Genomic DNA, 16,909 nt, shown 5'->3' with positions numbered 1-16,909 from the left:
TATCCTGAGCTTCCCGGACCTGAAGACAGGCTCTGTCGCAGCGGGGCTATCGGATAACGCATCTTACGCCTTCCGGGCGATCAAGAAGCGCTCCTTCCCCGACAGATCCTTTTCGATTCGGATGTCGACAAAGCCGGCCTGCTCTGCAAGAAGACGCTGTGCAAGCAGAAGAGCGGGCGAGCTTTCCATGTAGATGCGTCCGCCTGTATTTAGATGCTGTAAGGCCTGTGCGAAGAAACGACGATAAAAGGTCTCGGGATTATCGACGACAAGGGCTGTTCCGGGCTCAAAGTCGCGCACGTCTCGGTCAAGGGTCGCGAACTCTTCTTTTTTTATGTAAGGCGGATTCGAAACGACGATATCGAAGCTGCCCTGAATCCTCTCGAAAAGATCGGAATGGATGAGCGTGATACGATCTTCAAGCCCCAGTTCGAGTATGTTGCGTCGCGCCGTCTCAAGTGCATCGACCGAGATATCGGCGGCGAGGATTTCACCGGCCTTCCATTGCATGGCGAGAATCGCCGCTATGCATCCCGAGCCCGTGCCGATGTCGACGATGCGTGCCGGAGCATGAGTATGCTCTTTCAGGATGTGCTCGATGAGTTCCTCCGTTTCGGGGCGGGGAATGAGAACCGACGGATTCACCTGAAACTCTACCGAGAAGAACTCGCGTTTGCCGACAAGATAGGCGAACGGCTCGCCTTTAGCCCGGCGCCGAATCAAAGAGGCAAAACGATGGAAGTCGCTTCGATTGAGGCGCGCAAGCGGGTCTTTGAAGAAGTCGTGTTCGGACAGCTTGAGCACATGACGCATCAACGTGCGCGCCTCGCGCCGGGCCTCTGCTCCGGCCATGAACTCTTTCAGAAGCCGGGCGCCGGCCTCGGTGCACTGTTGCAGGCGGTAGGCCATCAGAGATTCAGAGCGGAGCGGCAACTCTCATGCTCTCGCAAAAGCAGAAGCCTTGCCTTGCAATCCGACGCTTCAGAAAGAGCGGTCGTGCAGGTGACCATCGCTTCGACCGAATCCGGTCGTTCTTCAATGCGTCGCAGTTGGGCCTCGATGCAGGCAGCATCGGTCATGCGTCCTTCGAGATAGGTGCGTCGCTGCACGTCGTCGGCGAGACGCTGTCGCATCTCTTCTCGTTCACATTCGACGATCTGTTCGCAGAAGGCCTTTGCCGCCGGTCCGTGCTTTTTCAAAATTTCCGGCTTAACCGGAGGCTCTTTCGTGCAGCCGGATAGAAGTCCGGCAGAGAGTGCGCCGACCAGGAAGAGCGTTCGTAGCAATGCGGATTTCATGACGGAAGATCAGGATTCGCAGCGGCATCTGGCGCACAAGCCACTTTACTTGATGCAGAGGTCGATTGACATTGCAGAGGCCAGGAAGATTCCTACCTATATTATGAGAGATTTTCATACTCCTTCTTCCGGCCCGCCGGCCGGAAATCCGCCGGGACCACACATCCTCCAGAAGATCGGCGAAGAGGGCGTGCGACAGCTGCTCCGTTTGCACTATAATCATCTTTTGAAAAGTTCGATCGCCCACATGTTTCCGACCGAGCCCGATGCCGTCGAGTTCGCCGCTCAAAAGAACGCCGATTTCTTTATTCAGCTCATGGGTGGAACTCCTCACTTTTCAACGAAGCACGGCCCTCCGCGCATGCGTGCCCGGCATATGCCTTTTGAGATCACCGATCGGGCAAAGGATGTGTGGCTGGATTGTTTCTTTCGCGCCATGGACGATCTGCCCTTTCCCGAAGAGGATCGAGAGGAATTCAAGGCCTTTCTTGTTTCCTTCGCCGGCTGGATGGTGAACTCCGCAAAAGATTCCGTTTGACATCACGTTCCGTCGGGAAGAATACCCGGAAACGGAACCGAGCAGGCAGGCATGGAAAAGGAGTCCCTCTATCATCTTGTATACCAGACGACGCGCACCTTCTCGGAGCGTCCGTGTTACTGGGTAAGGCTTGAAAAGCAGGAGTTTGCCGCCGTTTCTTACAGCAGCTGGCGAGCCGATATGAAACGCTTTCAGGCCTACATGATCTTCGAGCTCGGTCTCGATCATGGCGATGCGGTCGGCCTCCTCTGCGATAATCGATACGAATGGAATCTGATCAGCCTCGGCCTGAGCACTATCGGTTGCGTCGACGTTCCGCGCGGATGCGACGCCACCGAGCAGGATATCCTGTTTATCCTCAACCATACGGAATGCTCCGTCTTGATCGTCGAGAATGAGAAGATGCTCTCGAAGATCGCCGACCTGATCGGAGAGCTTCCTCACATCCGGCATATTCTGTGCATTGAAGGCCCGAAAGGCTTTCGCAACGATCGATGGGAGCTGCGCTTTGCCGAAGAACGCTCCGTCAAGCATTCGAAGGCCCCCGACGTAAAGCTGCATTTTCTGGTGGATGCACTTGATAAAGGGCATGCGCTGATTCGCAAGCACGGCGAGGAATTCTTGCGCAAGCGCGGCCTGGCCATCCGACCTGATGACCTTGCAACGATCATTTATACAAGCGGCACGACCGGAACGCCCAAAGGCGTCATGCTCACGCATCGCAATTTTTGCTGGGAGGTGGCGCAGGTTCAGCTCAGTACTCCGCTCAACGAAAAGGATCGCGCCGTTATCTTTTTACCGCCCTGGCATATCGCCGAACGTGTACTTGAACTGACCCTGATTGCATGTGGTGCAAGTATGGCGAATTCAAGCATCCTGCATCTGGCCGGTGATCTACAGACGATCCGGCCCACGCTTCTCGTCTCCGTTCCACGCGTCTGGGAGCAGCTTTACAAGCGTATCATGGACGGCGTGCGCAAACAGCCCGAAGAGAAGCAGAAGATCTTTCACATGGCCGTTAACGTGGCCGGTCTGCATATGGATGCTCTTGATAATCTATTCGATCGTATTGCTCTAATAGAAGAAGAAACACCTGCACAGACATGGATTCGTAAGGGTATATCTGTCGCTGTGCTGCTTGTTACGTTCTGGTTGAATCTTCCAGCGCAGATCGTTCTCAAAAAAGTTAAAGATATCTTCGGCGGGCGGCTCAACTATGCAATTTCGGGCGCCGGCGCTCTTCCAGGACATATTGCCGATTTCTTTCGTTCTGTCTATATTCCTATTGTGGACGCCTACGGGATGACAGAGACGACGGCCGTTTCGGTGATGGGCCGCCTTCCCTGGCCGCGTCGCGCCTGCGTCGGGCCGCCGTTGCCCGGAGTTCATATTCAGCTGCGGGACGAATACGGCCGCATCATCACGCGACCCGGTGAGCGCGGAGTCGCCTGGCATAAAGGCCCTCATATTATGAAAGGCTATTATAGAGCACAGGATAAGACCGACGAGGTTCTACAAGACGGATGGCTGAACTCGGGCGACCTTTTTGCCTGGACGACAACGGGCGAGATCCGTTTTACGGGAAGGGCAAAAGATACGATCGTGCTTGCCGGTGGAGAGAATGTCGAACCTGGCCCTATTGAGTTGCGACTGGCCGCCTCACCTTATATAGCGCAGGTCGTCGTTGTCGGGCAGGATCGTAAGAGTCTTGCCGCTCTGATCGTTCCGCATAAAGATCGTGTAGCTGAAGAATTGACAAAAGTCGGCCACACGGCTCCGGAAGCGATGACGGAGTGGGATTCTGACCCTCATGTGCGGGAGTTCTTTCACGAATTGATCAAACATTCCATATCGGCACAGAATGGATTCAAGGCCTTTGAAAAGGTTACACACTTTGCCATTCTCGGTAAAGAGTTTGAGAAGGGCCGTGAGATGACAGAGACGATGAAAATTAAACGAAATGTTGTTTACGACATGTATGCCGGTGTTATGGATCGTATGTACGGAGAAGGTCATTCTTAATTTGTTTTACAGAATTTTCCAGTGTGGAAAAATATCCAGATAGCAGAAGAATCAGACGTCGAATATAAAGATAAAAGAAAGGGCGATCCGGCAGACCGGAATCGCTCAGATCCGAGAGGTAAGTTAATGGAAAAAGGAACCAAGACAACAGAAAAGAAGGGTGCGGCCGGCGAACCGCGCATGAAAAGGCGACTGCCCCGTGTGGAACGCAGACGAGAGCGTGCACGCAAGCGCATTCTTGAGATTGCTACCGAACGCTTTGTAGACGTCGGTCTGGATCGTGTTCGTCTCGAAGATGTGGCCGACGAGGCCGATATCTCACGTGCGACGCTTTACAGCCACTTCGCATCGAAAGAAGAGATCCTCCGTGAGGTGATCCGCCCCGTTCTTGAAGAGCTCATCAAGGCTATGAAAGAGAAGAAGGCCGGTACCGCTCAGCAGGGCCTCGACAATCTCATCGAAGTCTATACGGCAATGTGGGATGAAAACGGCGACGCCCTTACGCTCGCGCTGCGTTATATTCTGCATGATCCGGGTGATCTTGCCGAGCTTGTCAGCAAAATCCAGAGTCAGACCGATTCCGTTCTGCGACCGCTCAATTCCGACGGGCTGCTGCGGATGAAAACCGATCTGGCACGCAATGCGTTCATCCAGACGGCCATCGTTCTGCTTGACGTTCTTAAAAATGAATCGAATCGCGAAGCGCTCTTCCGCGAGAGCATTCGTGCTCTTGTCCTGAAAAAGGGCTGAGTCGAACCGAGTGGTTGCGAGCAGGGGACTTCGGTCCCCTGCGCCTTTTTTTACGGGGAGCTCTGATTTGCTCCGGCGTTCCGAGACCTGTCGAACAATAATGAGCCGATTAGGATCAGCTCACCCGCTTTGCTTCGGCACGGGCGACGATCTGCTTTTGAATCTCTGTCGTGCCTCCGCCGATCTCGGCAAGGCGCACATCTCGATACAGTCTACATACTCTGTACTCTTCCATGTATCCGGCGCCGCCGTGAATCTGTACGGCAAGGTTAGCGACTTTGCGGCCGGCCTCAGATGCCTGTATCTTTAAGGCCGATGCCCGGGCGCTCAGATCAACGACCGCTCCGTTGTGGATGAGGCGTGATTTGCCGCCCGCACGATCAAACAGATAGGCCGTCTCAAGCAGATACAGCATCGTCGCATCAAGTTCGGTCTTCATATCGGCAAGCATGAAGGCGACGCTCTGATGTTTATACAGCGGCTTGCCGAAGGCCTTGCGGCTGCGAGAAAAGGCCAGGGAATCTTCAAGGCAGGATCGCATAACGCCCGTCGCATAAGCGGCCATCGAAAGCCGTTCGACGTCAAAGACCTGCATGACGGCGAGAAATCCGCGGCCGGGCGTTCCGACGATGGAATCTTCTGTGAGCGAAACGTCGTCGAAGGTTAACTCGCCGGTCTTAGATCCGCGGAGCCCCATCTTCTCGAACGGACGGCTGCGATGTACGCCCTCTGCGTTCAGATCTACGTCGAAAAGCGTCAGGCCACGGTCACGGTTGCCGTCATGGTAGCGGGCCAGAACGAGGCTGCGGTCGGCCATCGGTGCGTTCGTAATATAGGTCTTGCGTCCTTTAAGCAAGATCGTTCCGTTGTGATTCACCGCCGCGCTTTCAATGGCCTGCACGTCCGAGCCGGCCTGCGGTTCGGTAACAGAGAGGCAGCCGATCAGTTCGCCTTTAATCAGCGCCGGAAGCAGCCGTTCTTTCTGCGCTTCCGTTCCGTGAAATCGAAGGGGGATGCCGTATAACCCCGCCGACGCTCCGACGCTGAAGAAGGTCGAACCGCAGACGGCGGCAAGCTCGATCTCGGCGAGCATCGTCGTTACGTGATCGGCATCCGATCCGCCGAATCGTTCTTCATGCAGGAGGCCATTGTATCCGAAGCGGCCGAGGGCGGCGAAATGCGATCGCGGAATGCCCGTCTTCTCGATATCAAGAACGGAAGGCTCGATCTCGGCCTCTAAAAAGCGGCGGAACGAGGCAAGGAATTCACGCTGTCCCTGGTCAAGCTCATAGTCGAGCGTTTCAGTTAACGTTTGCATATGGCCTCCGATCACGCCGAAAGGCGTTCGTTTGCAGTGAGATGTGCGGCGATGATCGAACGCATCACCTCTGAGGTTCCGCCTCCGATCGTCGACAGTCGGGCGTCGCGATACATGCGTTCGATCGGATACTCGGCCAGAAAGCAGTAGCCGCCGAATACCTGGCCGAGCTCGTAGGCCGAGCGGATCACGGCCTCGGTCGCATAGACCTTGCCCACCGACGATTCCAGCGGGGCGGCCTTACCCTGATCCTTTAACAGTGCGGACCGATACACAAGCAGTCGCGCCGTATCAAGGGCGATGCGGGCCCGTGCGATCTTTTCCTGAATAGCCTGAAAGCGGATGATCGGCTCGCCGAACTGCTCGCGTTGCTTCGCATGACGGACGGCCTCGTCGATCATATACTGTAAGGAGCCTAACGCTCCGGCGACGAGCACCGTGCGCTCCCATTCGAGCGTCGCCCGGCCCACGCGAAGGAATCCCGAGTTCATCTGCGAGAGCAGGTTCTCTTCGGGAATCTCAACGTCGTCGAAGAACAGCTCGGATGTCGTACTGGTGCGCATGCCCATCTTCTTCAGGCGCTTGCCGACGCGAAAGCCGGGGAAGTCGCGCTGCACGAGAAAGACCGAGATGCCCATAGGTCCACGTGATTTCTGCGTGACGGCCATGACGGTAAAGAGGTCGCCGATCGGACCGTTTGTGATGAACGTCTTCGAGCCGTTAAGAATATAGCGATCGCCTTTTTTCTCGGCGCGACTGAGCATCGAACCCGCCGCATCGGAGCCCGAGCCCGGTTCGGTTAAAGCAAGACCGGCGATCATACGGCCCGAAGCAAGGGCGGGCAGATAGCGGAGCTTCTGTTCTTCGGTGCCGCAGAGCACGATGGGCATCGAGCCGATGATGGAATGGGCTCCCCAGGAAAGCGTTAGCCCACCGTCTGCCGATCCTTCGGCAAAGGCCTCGGTGGCCAGAACGGTATCAAGACATCCGGCGCCCTGACCGTCGTATTCGACGGGAAAGGGCAGACCGAGCAGGCCCATCGCCGCCATCTTCGACCAGATATCGGCATCCCACCGCTCTTCGGCATCTCGCGACTCCACGCTCGGACGAACGTGCTCGACGGCGAAGCGGCGCACCGCATCGCGAAAGGCGAGTTGATCGTCGTTCAGCGCGAAGTTCATCAGAGACTCCCGTAGCTGCCGTTCTGTAACAGTAATCTGACCTGTTGTTTGAGGCTTTTGACGATGGCGATGCGCTTCTGTCCGCGGCGGTCGTAGTACCCGGCGACAAGCGAGGTTAACAGCATCTGCACCGATCCGAAGAAGCTCAGGGCGATCACCTGCGGCTCAAGGCCTGGATGCAGTTCGCCGTCTTGAACGCCTTCGCTGATCATGCGGCTGATGCGCCCGATCAGATCCGATGCGATCTCGATACCGCGCTCCGTGCCGGGCCCGTGCACGACCTCGTTCACAAGCAGGTGGATCATATCTTCGTTCGCCAGATAGGAGTCGAACATGTAGTCGGCGACGCGGCCCAGCTTCTCGCGCACGCTGCCTTCGTCGGCGGCGATGCGGTCGAGTCGTTCGTTAAAGCGCAATCCGACCTCGTTCAGGATGACTTCGAGAATGTTCTGTTTCGAACCGAAATAGTGATACACAAGGCCGTAGGCGACGCCGGCATGGCGTGCGATATCGGTGATCCTCGTATTGTGGTAGCCTTTTTGAGCAAGCACCGATACAGCGGATCGAAAGATTCGGTCCTGGCTGTTCTTGCGCTTCTTGCCCTGGCGATCGGTTTCGGGGGATGTTTCTGGTAGGTCTGTCACGGCTGTTCTCAGACCATCCGATATTGATTGACTTGTCAATCAAAAAATACTCTGGAATGAGCAGGGCCGAGAATGGCAAGCGGGGGATTTTTCGGGGGAGGGAGCGGCAAGGCTAATCCTCGCAAAGCACCATGAATCTGACTTTTTCAGCCGACAGGGCCAGGCCTTCTCCTCTTCCGTTCTCTGCATAGACACAATTCAATTCGAGAATCCTGTAATGAGTGGTTCTTGTCCTGAATGGCGCCCGTTGCCCCAGGCAGACAGGATTCCTGTGTGTTTCGAGCAGGTGAACTATGAGAATGCCGTTTTGAAGCTTCCATGAGCCCGTCTGATCAGGGGCGCATTGCTGCATGATATTCGAGCTCTTAACATTGCCGTCGGCGGTCAGCCAGAGTGGATGTGAGGGGGTCCCGGATGGAAGGGATTCCGGTATTGGGATAAGCTCCAGACGTTTGCCTGTCTCAAAGTTAGCCAGGGAGATACTCGCGGCAGGCATTCTTGCCGGGATGGCTTCATGGGCTTCATGCATGGGCTCTCTACAGGGATGGAGAGTGGATGCGAATAGAATCAGGGCGCATAATGTTTTGCTATTCATCGATGTGGGATCGAACTGTCGTTTGTCGTCGGAGTCGACTGTTTTTTGGGAGCGGGGGTGCCGCGGCCTCGGTTCTCTTCTGCGCGATGATAGGCCTCTTCCAAAAGTTGAGTATCGGGCGGCTTCTTCCATATTCCTTGATTGATCTTCTTGACGTTCAAGTTCAAAGACTCGAGATTTTTGGATTCTGAAATAGTGCGCTCCACTATCTCGCCCAGCATCGGAGTATCCCAGGTTACGATTATTTCCATACCGGAGTGCGTTCTGACAAACAGTTCAGAGAAGAGAGAGTTATGGCCAAAAGTCCGTTCACCAATGTGTTCTATATCTGCATAAGGAACTGTTGTGGGCTTCCCTGTGATACTGAATGTGCGCAGTGCTTCTTCAAAGAATTGAATCTTATAGGCGCCACGCATCTCTGATATGAAGATATATATTCCGGATATGAAACCAAACGGATAGAAAAAATACATTAAGAAATAATACGCAAAGCCTTCATTCTTTAAATGCTGGAGCATTACCCAGTATCCAACGGCTACGCCTGTGAGAATAAGAAAGTAGAATAGCACCATCAGGGGGCCACTGCGAGGGTTGGTATAAGTGCTTTTCATCGTTGATGTTCCTTTACTCTGGCTTTCGCAAAGGGGGCCGAATCATGCCCTCAGTCAGAGCTTTACTGGTCAAATTCTGTGCGGCTTCGATCATTTCGTAAAGAGCAAATCGGTTAAACTTAAGATTTTCCATCTAAAGACTTGAAGGCCCGCGAGAAAGCTTCTTCTTCATCAATTAATTCAAGCGTACCGTCACGCATCGCTTCAAGGCGGCTCCGCGATTCGTCAAGCCATGCTTTTTCTATTTCTGGACTAACTGGATCGACTCTGTCGATGAGTTTCTGTAGTAGGGCTCTCCTGTCGGACTCGGACAATTCATTGACAATCTGCTCTGCCTGTTTCAGTGTCGCCATCTTCCTCACCTCGCTCGTTTCAAGAAATCACTCGTTTGTCGGCGAAGTCTACTGTTTTTCGTGGGACGGCCGTCCCTGGCCTCGGGCCTCACTACCAGGAGCCGACGCTGAGCATATGCAGCGGAAGACCGATCGGTGGTTAGTCGAACTGAGCACCCTTCAGGCGATCAAGCCAGAAACCGGGTCGGCGTCTATCATGGATAACAGCAAGAACAAAGATGCTTCTTTCAAGATTCAAATAGAAAATAGAATAGGGAAAATCATTCAGTGTGGTAAACAATACCCTTTCGTAATACCGGGTTCCGGACTCGGGGAATTGCCGGATAAAACTTGTAGCGCTTACATAATTATCAAGAAATTTGCTCCCGTAACCCGACCTTCTTTCTTCATAGTAACTGACTGCTTGCTCGACATCCTCTTCGGCTTCTGGATGGAGTTCAATTCTTTTCATTTAGCTTTGTTCTGATTCTTTCAACTACTGCGTCGCCATCAACGCCTTGAACTCTGCCTTCGATAACATCAGCATAACGTCGCTTGATAAGCTCATGACGTAACCGGTCTACTTCTGCCCGTGGAGTTTGATCAATGTCAAGAAGAAGTTCGTCCACAAGTAATTCTTTTTCCGAAATGGTTAGATCTTTTATATCCTTTTCTATTTCTGCCAGAGTCTTTCTCATGTCCTCACCTCGCTCGTTTCAAGAAATCACTCGTTTGTCGGCGGAGTCTACTGTTTTTCGAGGGGCGGCGGGCGATTGTCTCCTTGCGGCCGTCCGCGGCCTCGGGCCTCCCTGCCAGGAGCCATCGCTGAGCACATGCAGCAGGAGGGCGGCTGGTTTATTGATGTATGTTCCTCAGGCGATCTTTCCAGTAACCCGGTTTTTTTCTCTGAGGGGCAACGGCAACGATATGAACAATATCATCTAACACGATATACACAATTGTATATTTGAAAACATCAAGATGAAATTTCTGTGCACCGCCGTAACTCTGGACCCCGATCTCGGGAAACTGACGTATCGTTGATAGAGTAGCTTGGAATTCCTTGACAAATCGTCTGCTGAGTGAAGCGGATATTGCCCGATAACCTTTTGTCGTTAAGATCAGCTCTTGCCTTGCATGTTCGCCGAATTTATATCTTTTCATCTACCAGCGCTCGGACCTCTGCCATCACTTCATCGCCATCATAAAGAACCGCGGATCCGGATTGAATCTCTGTCACACGCCGCTCGATTTCTCCCTGCCAGGCTTTTTCATGTTCAGGAGTCTCTTTTCCCATTGCGCCGGCAAGATACAGGTAAAGGATCTCCTGCTCTTCTTCGCTCAGCTCCTTCACGGCTTCTCTCACTTCTTCCAGTGTCATCTTCGCCATCACCGTTTTCCTCGCCTCCTAAGCTCTTCGCTTCACGGCTTTCCGTCCACTCCTTTTCTACGCCCCGAGCAGCGCCGGTTGTCCAATCGTTTCCGTTCCTTCACGGGGAGGCCGGGCGGCCGATGCAGGATAGTCCACATTTTCGCGCGCAGGGGCTCCCTCTCCCGATTCTGATAGGTGGGGGTTCTTTTCGGGGGTGCTCAAAAGGAGGGAAAGGGCTTTGCCTGTTCGCGGCGCAACCCGCCGCGCCGCTCACCGCAAAAAGCCCGGCGCTGAGCAGATGCAACAAGGGGGCGGGTGTGTATAACGGCCATAGCACCCATCTTGCTCTTGCGGGCGATGCTCCGGCGGGAAGACCGATTTCTCCAAAGCCTTCTCTGGAAGCGAAGCTCCTCAGTCGTTCTTACGCTGACAGAGAGCACTTGCGTATGGCTTTCACTGGGCCGACGCTGCATAAGAACGCACCGACGTGTTGATTAAAACCGGACGCATGACCGGGCGGGTTGGCGCGACCGGCTCCATGATGGGCTGTTCATGAATGTATTGCCGATGTTTGTTTCACCCGTAAAATACTCCTTCCCGCCCCAATCCTGCCCTATCCCAGCTCCCAATGAATTTCTGCCTGTTTCAGCGGAAAACATTGTTAATGAGACGGGACAGCTCGCCTTTCTTTCATTTCCACACGCAAGCGTGCAGGGCAGCGGACACGAATCAGGACAACAATCAGTTCATTATTCATGGGCTGGAATAGTCGATATCAGCGTTACCAAAATGATCCGTCACGACTCTATCACGGCGATCATGCAGACCTCCATCCTCAATCATCTGATCTGGATATATATATTCTATATTAAAATTAGTATTCTCAAGGATAAAAATCATTCCATTCCATTCCTTGTTTCCCGTCACCTTCTGCCATTCTTTCCAGAGGTCCTTGATAAACTCTCGAATCTCTTTGGGACAGAAACGAAATCTTACAACTTTTCGACTCCCTTCATGGTAAAACATATCTGCTGATATAACGCCTTCTTCAATCTCCGCATAGATTAGCAGTTTTCCATTTAATCTTTCCGCATAGGCCAGCGCATAGGTGCCAAGTTGATGGTAGATGCTTTCAATCGTGCTATTCATATATAAACCTCACTGTAGTGCAGAGACATTCTCAAAGCTTCGCCAGTATCGCTTATTATCAATCGCGTATAGTATTTCGATCGAATCCGGGCGAAGTGAGTTTCCAGGATAAGTTGGTTTGATATCAACCGTAACCTCACTTCCCCTATCGAGCGCAGTTTGCCATTCTTTTTCCAATTTTAAGGGGTCAGGTCACTCTTTGTGACAACAGTGTAGAGCTACAGTACGAAAAGTGCGACTGCTCTATTGTTTTTTCATACTTAATTTACCATCCTTTCGGAACCATTCCTCCCACTTCTTTACATTCAGACCAAAATCTTGTCCCGTCCACGCTTTTAACCTATCATAAGCTTGCTCTTGAGTCAGATACTGTCTTTTTGCATCAACGGGAATTTCCTGCTTCAGATTTTTTATGAGTATTTCATGTGGAAAAAGGCGCATATATTGATTTCCTCCAGTTAGCTGACTTGACTGCCCGCCATTTTTCCATAAAATCATCAAATAAGATGGTGCCTCGAGTTCCAAAACCGCCCTCCGGAACTTTCGGCCCCCCAGGATCGAATACCTTTTTCAAGGCCGTCTACGATGACCATATGATCTTTTCCGCCAGCACCACGTAATACCGCCATGAACTCTGCATTAGAATTGGCTTTTAACCAAGCCGCTGCCTCAGGAATAGTTTCATAGGGGAGACTACCGCCTTGAAACGCTTTCCGGCCTAATACACCATTAAGAAGTTCTGCAGTTTGCGTAGCGCCTGTACCAAGATTATCCGCAAAACCGATCCGCCGAATTGCTTCATACATTTCTGCGTCACCTTTATGGACACCCCAGCTCACATGACAGACCTTAAACGCCCTACAACAGTCTGAACCGCTTCCTCAAGGGTTTCGTGCTTATGGCATACAGGAATTTGCCCGTCATCGGCAAACTCCACGATCCATTTACCATCGGACTCATACATAAAGAAACCATGTATGAGCACACTGCCCCGAGAGGAAGGTATCCCTCCGAACAATGATCTATGCTCTCTGTCAATTCGGGCTCGTAAACCCACTTCGGTTAATCTTTCCTTTGCTGTTTCCATCTCCATAGCATCACCATACTGCACCATATCCAGACAATCGCCATTGTTCTAAGAATCTGTCAAAATCATTGTCGCACGAGTGCCGAAACCGCCTCCCAGACCATTCAAACTTGCAGGATCTCTTATCGTCATGAGGTCAGCTTCATCCAGATCATCTACAATTACCCAGTGGTTGCCGGAAGGTTTTTTCAACAAAGCCATCCATGTTGCATCATGTTGCCTAGCAAAAGCGGCCAGATCATCAACATCGGCAGTTCCACCCAATATCTTATCTGTCCTGAAGTGTTGATTTAAGGTCTCTGCAATATCTTCAGCGACAGTTCCCGTTTTTGGATGATATTTCGTAGCGACCTAGAGCATCTTCTGAAACGAAAACTCCACTTTCTCTCAATAATTGTCGACTGCACGCAACCCCGCATGGCATTTCTTCTGTTTGAGCAATCATGCGAACAGTTGGATTCTCAGACAAATAAGGAAGCCCCCTACCTCCAACGACACCGACTAACCCCCCCCTCCACTCTTTGTGACTTATCCTTCTTTTATTATTTCACCATGTTCAATAGTTACCCTGAATTCATATTTGGATTCTATATCATATACTCGCATACTCCTATCCACATCTTTTACCCATTCAGGTTCAGGAACACCATCTCCCCGCAAGCCAAATTTAAAACATTCACAATTGACTGCATATGATCCTCCAGAACCACTTGAGTATTGAATTTCAAGCAATCTTCCACACTCTGGGCATTTCAATCCTAATACTTCTTTCAAGGATCCATTTAGTAATATATTTCGAACAGTATTTGCATCTATCATTTTACCATCCTCGCATTTGAAAGTATCGGTTTAGAACTTCGTCCATATATTTGTGTTCAGCAGTTGGATTCTTAAACAATTGTCTCCACTTACTGGACTGCGCGGCGCGTTGAAATATTCTTTGATGAAGATCCTCGTGCAATTGAACCCATGCTGCTGTTTGACGTTGTGTAAGTGGTTTTGAGAACAAACTTCTTTTGCCAATCAATTCTGGATTAAATGCTTGTGGTCCGATGAAGCTTTTTTGTCCCAAGACAGCTTCACCAGCATTTTTCAAATTCGAATCATAAATTGGTTTATAAGAAAAATTAACACCTTTCAGCTCTCGAGCTACAATAGTGTCAGAAAGGAATTGTCCAGCTGTTTGATTTGGACCTTTGAATGGTAGCCCACTCGCATCCATAGGACGAATCAGATCATCCGCAAGCCCGACTCCACTCTTTGTGGCCCAGCTCTACCCCTCCCGACTCCCGGCTCCTCCCCCTTCGCACAAAAAAGCCGCCCCGATCAGGGCGGCTTCTGCGTTATCAGTTACCGGGCTTTTGCTGCTTGATGCGATCAAGCTCGCTTTGCGTTTCGGACTGTGTATTCGTCGGCTTCTGGCTTTTCTGCTCTTCGATGCCCTGACGGCCTTCTTCGACGTTCTTCTTCACATCCTCTTTGCCCTGCGACTCAATGGCTTCTTTTGCCTCACGGTCGCGTTCCTTCTGCTGTTCCATCAGCTGACGGTTGGATTCGAGCTGTCCTTCTATAAGCTTTCGGTTGTTTTCCTTCTGGCCTTCGATCAGTTCTTTGTTGGCCTCTTTCTGTCCTTCGATGGCCTTCATGATCTCAGCCTTGTTCTCTTCGAAGGTCTGTAAGATGCTGTTGATCTGCTGACGTCCCTGTTCGGTGATGCCCTGGATATTCGAGCCGTATTCCTGAAGCTCTTTCTTATCCTCTTCATCAAGAGGCTTCACGTCGACGCTGGCATTGTCGACCTCGGCCTTATTGCCGCCTTCGACGACCTCTTCCTTCTTGAATTCATCGTCGGTTACGGCAACGGCGCCGTCCTGTACGAGAACGCTGGATTCGCCTTCTTCAACCTTCGTGAGAAAGTCCGTGCCGCGCACCGATGCCGTCGCCGTCGGAGTGATGAGCGAGAACGACGAGCCCTTCTCAAGGCGATTCACCTTTGTATAAAGCGAGCCCGAGTCGATGCGGATGAGCGTCTGCGAGAAGTTCTCGCCCGTAAGTACCTGAGCGTTTTCGAGTTTGATGCGGCTGGAAGGTCCGACACGGAGCTGCGTGCCTGTCTGGAACTGCATGTCTACCTTGCCGTCTTTTCCCGTTTCGAGAATCATTCCGCTGAGAAGCATGGCCTCTTTTGAGTAGAGCTTGTCGGCCGTTACCGTCGTTTTCGTATCTCCTTTGATCAGCGTCACCTGTCCGCTGACGGCAGTCAGGATGGCGCCCTGGAGATCGGCCGGAGTCGCTTTATCTTTGCAAGCGATCACGCCTGTAACAAGTGCAAATGTCACTGCAAGCGCCGCAGCTCTGCGGCGAAGAACGTTGGATTTCATAGGTCGATCGGATTCCGAAAAACGGCGGCCGTCAATCTGCTTTTTGAGATCGGTCTGAAAAAGGAACGGATGCATCGCGCATCATGCGCAGCGATAGAAGGAACAGCGTCAGGAATCCTGACGAGACAAAGAGCAGAAAGGCCGGAAGCTTGAGCGGCGCCACCCACCAGGGAGCAAGCAGGATGCCGAAGTCGAGCCCGAGGTCGGCGGCCGCAGCGGCAAAGAAAACGAAGGAGATTACATCATAAAAGCGCCGCCCGCCCTTAACGGACGAACGCAGCAGATGCGTCAATCCAAGCACAAGCACGGAGTAGGCGATGGCATGGGCAAATACGGTTTCCAGACGTCCCTCCCAGCTGGCCGGATTCTTGAAGCGGTCAGGGCGACCGGGAAACTGAGCCAGCATCGCCTCTGAGCCGTGGTAGTATTCGACGATGTCAGCCGGATGCCATCCGATCTTTTCGAAGAAAAGATACGTGCCGCTGAGAAGCTGCAAAAACGAGAAGGCGTAAAAGGCGATGAGGATGACCTTCCAGAACCGCTGATCTTTTTTCAGATCGGGGTCGCGCATCAATGCTCTCCAGACACCGGATGTTCCGGTGCAAGATGCCCGGCCGGTGCATACAGATCATAGAGAAGATAACCGATGAGTAAGGCGTACCAGAGATGCACGGCAATCGTAGCGATCGAATAAAGATATACGGGCAAGGCATCTGCAGTCAGTAGCAGCGGATACGAAACGATGTAGAAAAAGGTTAACAGTGCTCCGGCAAATAGTCCGAAGCGTTTGAATCCCGGACCGATGCGTGTCTGGAAGAAGATCGAGGCGCTGATCACATAGACGAGCGTGAAGAGAAAGAGCTGCACATGCGTGCGTTCAAGGCGCATCACGGTCGACGGCTCGTGTAGCTCGGCGATCTGCGAGGGAAGCAGTCCGGTCTGCGCAAAAAGCAGGGCGACGTTCATAGCGAGAAAGACGAGAAAGAAAAGCAGCGTGAACGTAAGAATGGCCCGCGGCCCTTTCTCGCTTCGGATTGTTCCCGTAATAAAGAACTTCATAGTTGCTTCGCGTAAACAGTCAGGGCCAGGGCAAGCTTCGCCGTATCGGCCGAGCTGCGTGTGGTTAACGTCGCTCCGCTGATGGCGGGCAGATCGACGCCGGGCGTTAGCGCGTCGGATTTCGATTTGCCGAGCAGTAGCTTCAGCCAGCGATCGGTGGGCGCATAGTCGTCGGGTTCGTAGAAGCTGATGAGCACGACGTCGCGGATTTTCTCGTCGGGCGTGACGACGATGAAAAGCGTCTGTTCTTTTGTGCGGACGCGCTCGGTATGAAAGAAGCCATAGCCCGTCGTCCTTTTGTTTGCGTCGAATCCGACATAGACGGTGTAGAGTCGGCTTTTTACGTCACGGCCGATCTTCTTCTCGATGGCCTCTTTCTGCGCCGGATACAGATGCAGCCGCTTCTTTTCGTAGTTCTTGCCAAAGGCCTGCTCAAGCGCCTGTTCGGGAGTTGTGTATACCCGGGCCTGGGCGGCGGCGGGCAGGGCGAGCGAGACAAGTAAAAGGCCAGCGAGCCAGCGCCGCGGCGCAAAGAGGCCGTGAGATTTCGAGAGAGTTCTGTGCATCGTGGT

Annotated in this window: 25 protein-coding genes; 3 read left to right on the top strand and 22 right to left on the bottom strand. The window is 52.5% G+C overall.

All coding sequences use genetic code 11. The features are described 5' to 3' along the window. Positions 1 to 63: 63 nt before the first annotated feature. Together prmC and LEPIL_RS15510 are read right to left on the bottom strand one after the other, a co-directional pair. Positions 64 to 909: a peptide chain release factor N(5)-glutamine methyltransferase gene (prmC, locus tag LEPIL_RS15515; RefSeq protein WP_002773844.1), complete on the bottom strand. Its 846-nt coding sequence runs from the start codon at positions 907 to 909 to the stop codon at positions 64 to 66. Beyond that, positions 909 to 1,298, bottom strand: a complete 390-nt coding sequence (locus LEPIL_RS15510; RefSeq protein WP_040918961.1) for a hypothetical protein — start codon at positions 1,296 to 1,298, stop codon at positions 909 to 911. The genes prmC and LEPIL_RS15510 overlap by 1 nt, the downstream gene beginning before the upstream one ends. Before the next feature lie 103 nt (positions 1,299 to 1,401). Between LEPIL_RS15510 and LEPIL_RS15505 the strand changes: the two genes are divergently transcribed. The 3 genes from LEPIL_RS15505 to LEPIL_RS22390 all read left to right on the top strand — a co-directional run bounded on the left by LEPIL_RS15505 (position 1,402) and on the right by LEPIL_RS22390 (position 4,608). After that, positions 1,402 to 1,836: a globin domain-containing protein gene (locus tag LEPIL_RS15505; protein ID WP_040920459.1), complete on the top strand. Its 435-nt coding sequence runs from the start codon at positions 1,402 to 1,404 to the stop codon at positions 1,834 to 1,836. A gap of 51 nt (positions 1,837 to 1,887) precedes the next feature. After that, positions 1,888 to 3,858: an AMP-dependent synthetase/ligase gene (locus LEPIL_RS15500; protein WP_002773838.1), complete on the top strand. Its 1,971-nt coding sequence runs from the start codon at positions 1,888 to 1,890 to the stop codon at positions 3,856 to 3,858. Positions 3,859 to 3,984: 126 nt separating this feature from the next. After that, complete coding sequence (locus tag LEPIL_RS22390; RefSeq protein WP_002773837.1) at positions 3,985 to 4,608, top strand: TetR/AcrR family transcriptional regulator; 624 nt, start codon at positions 3,985 to 3,987, stop codon at positions 4,606 to 4,608. Positions 4,609 to 4,723: 115 nt separating this feature from the next. Here the strand turns inward: LEPIL_RS22390 and LEPIL_RS15490 are convergent, their stop codons facing one another. The 20 genes from LEPIL_RS15490 to LEPIL_RS22380 all read right to left on the bottom strand — a co-directional run bounded on the left by LEPIL_RS15490 (position 4,724) and on the right by LEPIL_RS22380 (position 16,903). Beyond that, complete coding sequence (locus LEPIL_RS15490) at positions 4,724 to 5,926, bottom strand: acyl-CoA dehydrogenase family protein (RefSeq protein ID WP_002773836.1); 1,203 nt, start codon at positions 5,924 to 5,926, stop codon at positions 4,724 to 4,726. An 11-nt stretch (positions 5,927 to 5,937) separates the two neighbouring features. Beyond that, positions 5,938 to 7,107, bottom strand: coding sequence for an acyl-CoA dehydrogenase family protein (locus LEPIL_RS15485; RefSeq protein WP_002773834.1), 1,170 nt, complete (start codon positions 7,105 to 7,107; stop codon positions 5,938 to 5,940). Then, the gene (locus LEPIL_RS22385; RefSeq protein ID WP_002773832.1) at positions 7,107 to 7,751 is read right to left on the bottom strand and encodes a TetR/AcrR family transcriptional regulator; all 645 of its coding nucleotides are present in this window, start codon (positions 7,749 to 7,751) and stop codon (positions 7,107 to 7,109) included. The genes LEPIL_RS15485 and LEPIL_RS22385 overlap by 1 nt, the downstream gene beginning before the upstream one ends. Before the next feature lie 591 nt (positions 7,752 to 8,342). Then, on the bottom strand, positions 8,343 to 8,957 hold the full coding sequence (locus LEPIL_RS15470; protein WP_002773830.1) for a hypothetical protein: 615 nt from the start codon (positions 8,955 to 8,957) through the stop codon (positions 8,343 to 8,345). A gap of 119 nt (positions 8,958 to 9,076) precedes the next feature. Continuing rightward, positions 9,077 to 9,310: an addiction module protein gene (locus tag LEPIL_RS15465; protein ID WP_002773822.1), complete on the bottom strand. Its 234-nt coding sequence runs from the start codon at positions 9,308 to 9,310 to the stop codon at positions 9,077 to 9,079. Between the two features lie 139 nt (positions 9,311 to 9,449). After that, positions 9,450 to 9,761, bottom strand: a complete 312-nt coding sequence (locus LEPIL_RS15460) for a type II toxin-antitoxin system RelE/ParE family toxin (protein ID WP_002773820.1) — start codon at positions 9,759 to 9,761, stop codon at positions 9,450 to 9,452. Continuing rightward, on the bottom strand, positions 9,748 to 9,987 hold the full coding sequence (locus LEPIL_RS15455; RefSeq protein ID WP_002773818.1) for an addiction module protein: 240 nt from the start codon (positions 9,985 to 9,987) through the stop codon (positions 9,748 to 9,750). Before LEPIL_RS15455 ends, LEPIL_RS15460 begins: the two co-directional genes overlap by 14 nt. A 157-nt stretch (positions 9,988 to 10,144) precedes the next feature. Further along, entirely contained in the window at positions 10,145 to 10,453 is a 309-nt protein-coding gene (locus tag LEPIL_RS24205) for a type II toxin-antitoxin system RelE/ParE family toxin (RefSeq protein ID WP_002773816.1), read from the bottom strand. Beyond that, a complete protein-coding gene (locus LEPIL_RS15445) occupies positions 10,440 to 10,679 on the bottom strand; it encodes an addiction module protein (protein WP_002773814.1) in 240 nt (79 codons plus the stop codon). The genes LEPIL_RS24205 and LEPIL_RS15445 overlap by 14 nt, the downstream gene beginning before the upstream one ends. Before the next feature lie 735 nt (positions 10,680 to 11,414). Beyond that, complete coding sequence (locus LEPIL_RS15440) at positions 11,415 to 11,810, bottom strand: hypothetical protein (RefSeq protein ID WP_002773812.1); 396 nt, start codon at positions 11,808 to 11,810, stop codon at positions 11,415 to 11,417. A 9-nt stretch (positions 11,811 to 11,819) separates the two neighbouring features. Then, positions 11,820 to 11,987: a DNA/RNA non-specific endonuclease gene (locus tag LEPIL_RS24200; protein WP_078123295.1), complete on the bottom strand. Its 168-nt coding sequence runs from the start codon at positions 11,985 to 11,987 to the stop codon at positions 11,820 to 11,822. Between the two features lie 66 nt (positions 11,988 to 12,053). Beyond that, positions 12,054 to 12,335, bottom strand: coding sequence for a hypothetical protein (locus tag LEPIL_RS15435; RefSeq protein ID WP_143464656.1), 282 nt, complete (start codon positions 12,333 to 12,335; stop codon positions 12,054 to 12,056). Next, on the bottom strand, positions 12,308 to 12,616 hold the full coding sequence (locus LEPIL_RS15430) for a hypothetical protein (protein ID WP_040918954.1): 309 nt from the start codon (positions 12,614 to 12,616) through the stop codon (positions 12,308 to 12,310). Before LEPIL_RS15430 ends, LEPIL_RS15435 begins: the two co-directional genes overlap by 28 nt. Before the next feature lie 329 nt (positions 12,617 to 12,945). After that, a complete protein-coding gene (locus LEPIL_RS15420) occupies positions 12,946 to 13,161 on the bottom strand; it encodes a hypothetical protein (RefSeq protein WP_040918951.1) in 216 nt (71 codons plus the stop codon). A 264-nt stretch (positions 13,162 to 13,425) separates the two neighbouring features. Then, complete coding sequence (locus LEPIL_RS23540) at positions 13,426 to 13,716, bottom strand: hypothetical protein (protein WP_143464657.1); 291 nt, start codon at positions 13,714 to 13,716, stop codon at positions 13,426 to 13,428. A gap of 1 nt (position 13,717) precedes the next feature. After that, on the bottom strand, positions 13,718 to 14,119 hold the full coding sequence (locus LEPIL_RS15415; RefSeq protein WP_040918950.1) for a hypothetical protein: 402 nt from the start codon (positions 14,117 to 14,119) through the stop codon (positions 13,718 to 13,720). 124 nt (positions 14,120 to 14,243) lie between these two features. Then, a complete protein-coding gene (lsa33, locus tag LEPIL_RS15410; protein ID WP_157135095.1) occupies positions 14,244 to 15,278 on the bottom strand; it encodes a surface adhesin Lsa33 in 1,035 nt (344 codons plus the stop codon). Positions 15,279 to 15,309: 31 nt separating this feature from the next. Then, positions 15,310 to 15,849: a hypothetical protein gene (locus LEPIL_RS15405; RefSeq protein WP_002773807.1), complete on the bottom strand. Its 540-nt coding sequence runs from the start codon at positions 15,847 to 15,849 to the stop codon at positions 15,310 to 15,312. After that, a complete protein-coding gene (locus tag LEPIL_RS15400; protein WP_002773805.1) occupies positions 15,849 to 16,337 on the bottom strand; it encodes a hypothetical protein in 489 nt (162 codons plus the stop codon). Before LEPIL_RS15400 ends, LEPIL_RS15405 begins: the two co-directional genes overlap by 1 nt. Then, positions 16,334 to 16,903 carry an FMN-binding protein gene (locus tag LEPIL_RS22380; RefSeq protein ID WP_002773804.1) on the bottom strand — a complete coding sequence of 190 codons (570 nt, stop codon included), beginning with the start codon at positions 16,901 to 16,903 and terminating at the stop codon, positions 16,334 to 16,336. The genes LEPIL_RS15400 and LEPIL_RS22380 overlap by 4 nt, the downstream gene beginning before the upstream one ends. Positions 16,904 to 16,909 lie beyond the last annotated feature (6 nt).

This window comes from Leptonema illini DSM 21528 (assembly GCF_000243335.1).
Classification (GTDB): Bacteria; Spirochaetota; Leptospiria; order Leptospirales; family Leptonemataceae; genus Leptonema; species Leptonema illini.
This window is presented reverse-complemented; position numbering and strand designations above follow the sequence as displayed.

Coding starts and splice junctions, on each gene's coding strand:
- prmC (WP_002773844.1), bottom strand. CDS start 909: ATGGCCTACCGCCTGCAACAGTGCACCGAGGCCGGCGCCCGGCTTCTG.
- LEPIL_RS15510 (WP_040918961.1), bottom strand. CDS start 1,298: ATGAAATCCGCATTGCTACGAACGCTCTTCCTGGTCGGCGCACTCTCT.
- LEPIL_RS15505 (WP_040920459.1), top strand. CDS start 1,402: ATGAGAGATTTTCATACTCCTTCTTCCGGCCCGCCGGCCGGAAATCCG.
- LEPIL_RS15500 (WP_002773838.1), top strand. CDS start 1,888: ATGGAAAAGGAGTCCCTCTATCATCTTGTATACCAGACGACGCGCACC.
- LEPIL_RS22390 (WP_002773837.1), top strand. CDS start 3,985: ATGGAAAAAGGAACCAAGACAACAGAAAAGAAGGGTGCGGCCGGCGAA.
- LEPIL_RS15490 (WP_002773836.1), bottom strand. CDS start 5,926: ATGCAAACGTTAACTGAAACGCTCGACTATGAGCTTGACCAGGGACAG.
- LEPIL_RS15485 (WP_002773834.1), bottom strand. CDS start 7,107: ATGAACTTCGCGCTGAACGACGATCAACTCGCCTTTCGCGATGCGGTG.
- LEPIL_RS15470 (WP_002773830.1), bottom strand. CDS start 8,957: ATGAAAAGCACTTATACCAACCCTCGCAGTGGCCCCCTGATGGTGCTA.
- LEPIL_RS15465 (WP_002773822.1), bottom strand. CDS start 9,310: ATGGCGACACTGAAACAGGCAGAGCAGATTGTCAATGAATTGTCCGAG.
- LEPIL_RS15460 (WP_002773820.1), bottom strand. CDS start 9,761: ATGAAAAGAATTGAACTCCATCCAGAAGCCGAAGAGGATGTCGAGCAA.
- LEPIL_RS15455 (WP_002773818.1), bottom strand. CDS start 9,987: ATGAGAAAGACTCTGGCAGAAATAGAAAAGGATATAAAAGATCTAACC.
- LEPIL_RS24205 (WP_002773816.1), bottom strand. CDS start 10,453: ATGAAAAGATATAAATTCGGCGAACATGCAAGGCAAGAGCTGATCTTA.
- LEPIL_RS15445 (WP_002773814.1), bottom strand. CDS start 10,679: ATGGCGAAGATGACACTGGAAGAAGTGAGAGAAGCCGTGAAGGAGCTG.
- LEPIL_RS15440 (WP_002773812.1), bottom strand. CDS start 11,810: ATGAATAGCACGATTGAAAGCATCTACCATCAACTTGGCACCTATGCG.
- LEPIL_RS15430 (WP_040918954.1), bottom strand. CDS start 12,616: ATGTATGAAGCAATTCGGCGGATCGGTTTTGCGGATAATCTTGGTACA.
- LEPIL_RS23540 (WP_143464657.1), bottom strand. CDS start 13,716: ATGATAGATGCAAATACTGTTCGAAATATATTACTAAATGGATCCTTG.
- LEPIL_RS15415 (WP_040918950.1), bottom strand. CDS start 14,119: ATGGATGCGAGTGGGCTACCATTCAAAGGTCCAAATCAAACAGCTGGA.
- lsa33 (WP_157135095.1), bottom strand. CDS start 15,278: ATGAAATCCAACGTTCTTCGCCGCAGAGCTGCGGCGCTTGCAGTGACA.
- LEPIL_RS15405 (WP_002773807.1), bottom strand. CDS start 15,849: ATGCGCGACCCCGATCTGAAAAAAGATCAGCGGTTCTGGAAGGTCATC.
- LEPIL_RS15400 (WP_002773805.1), bottom strand. CDS start 16,337: ATGAAGTTCTTTATTACGGGAACAATCCGAAGCGAGAAAGGGCCGCGG.
- LEPIL_RS22380 (WP_002773804.1), bottom strand. CDS start 16,903: ATGCACAGAACTCTCTCGAAATCTCACGGCCTCTTTGCGCCGCGGCGC.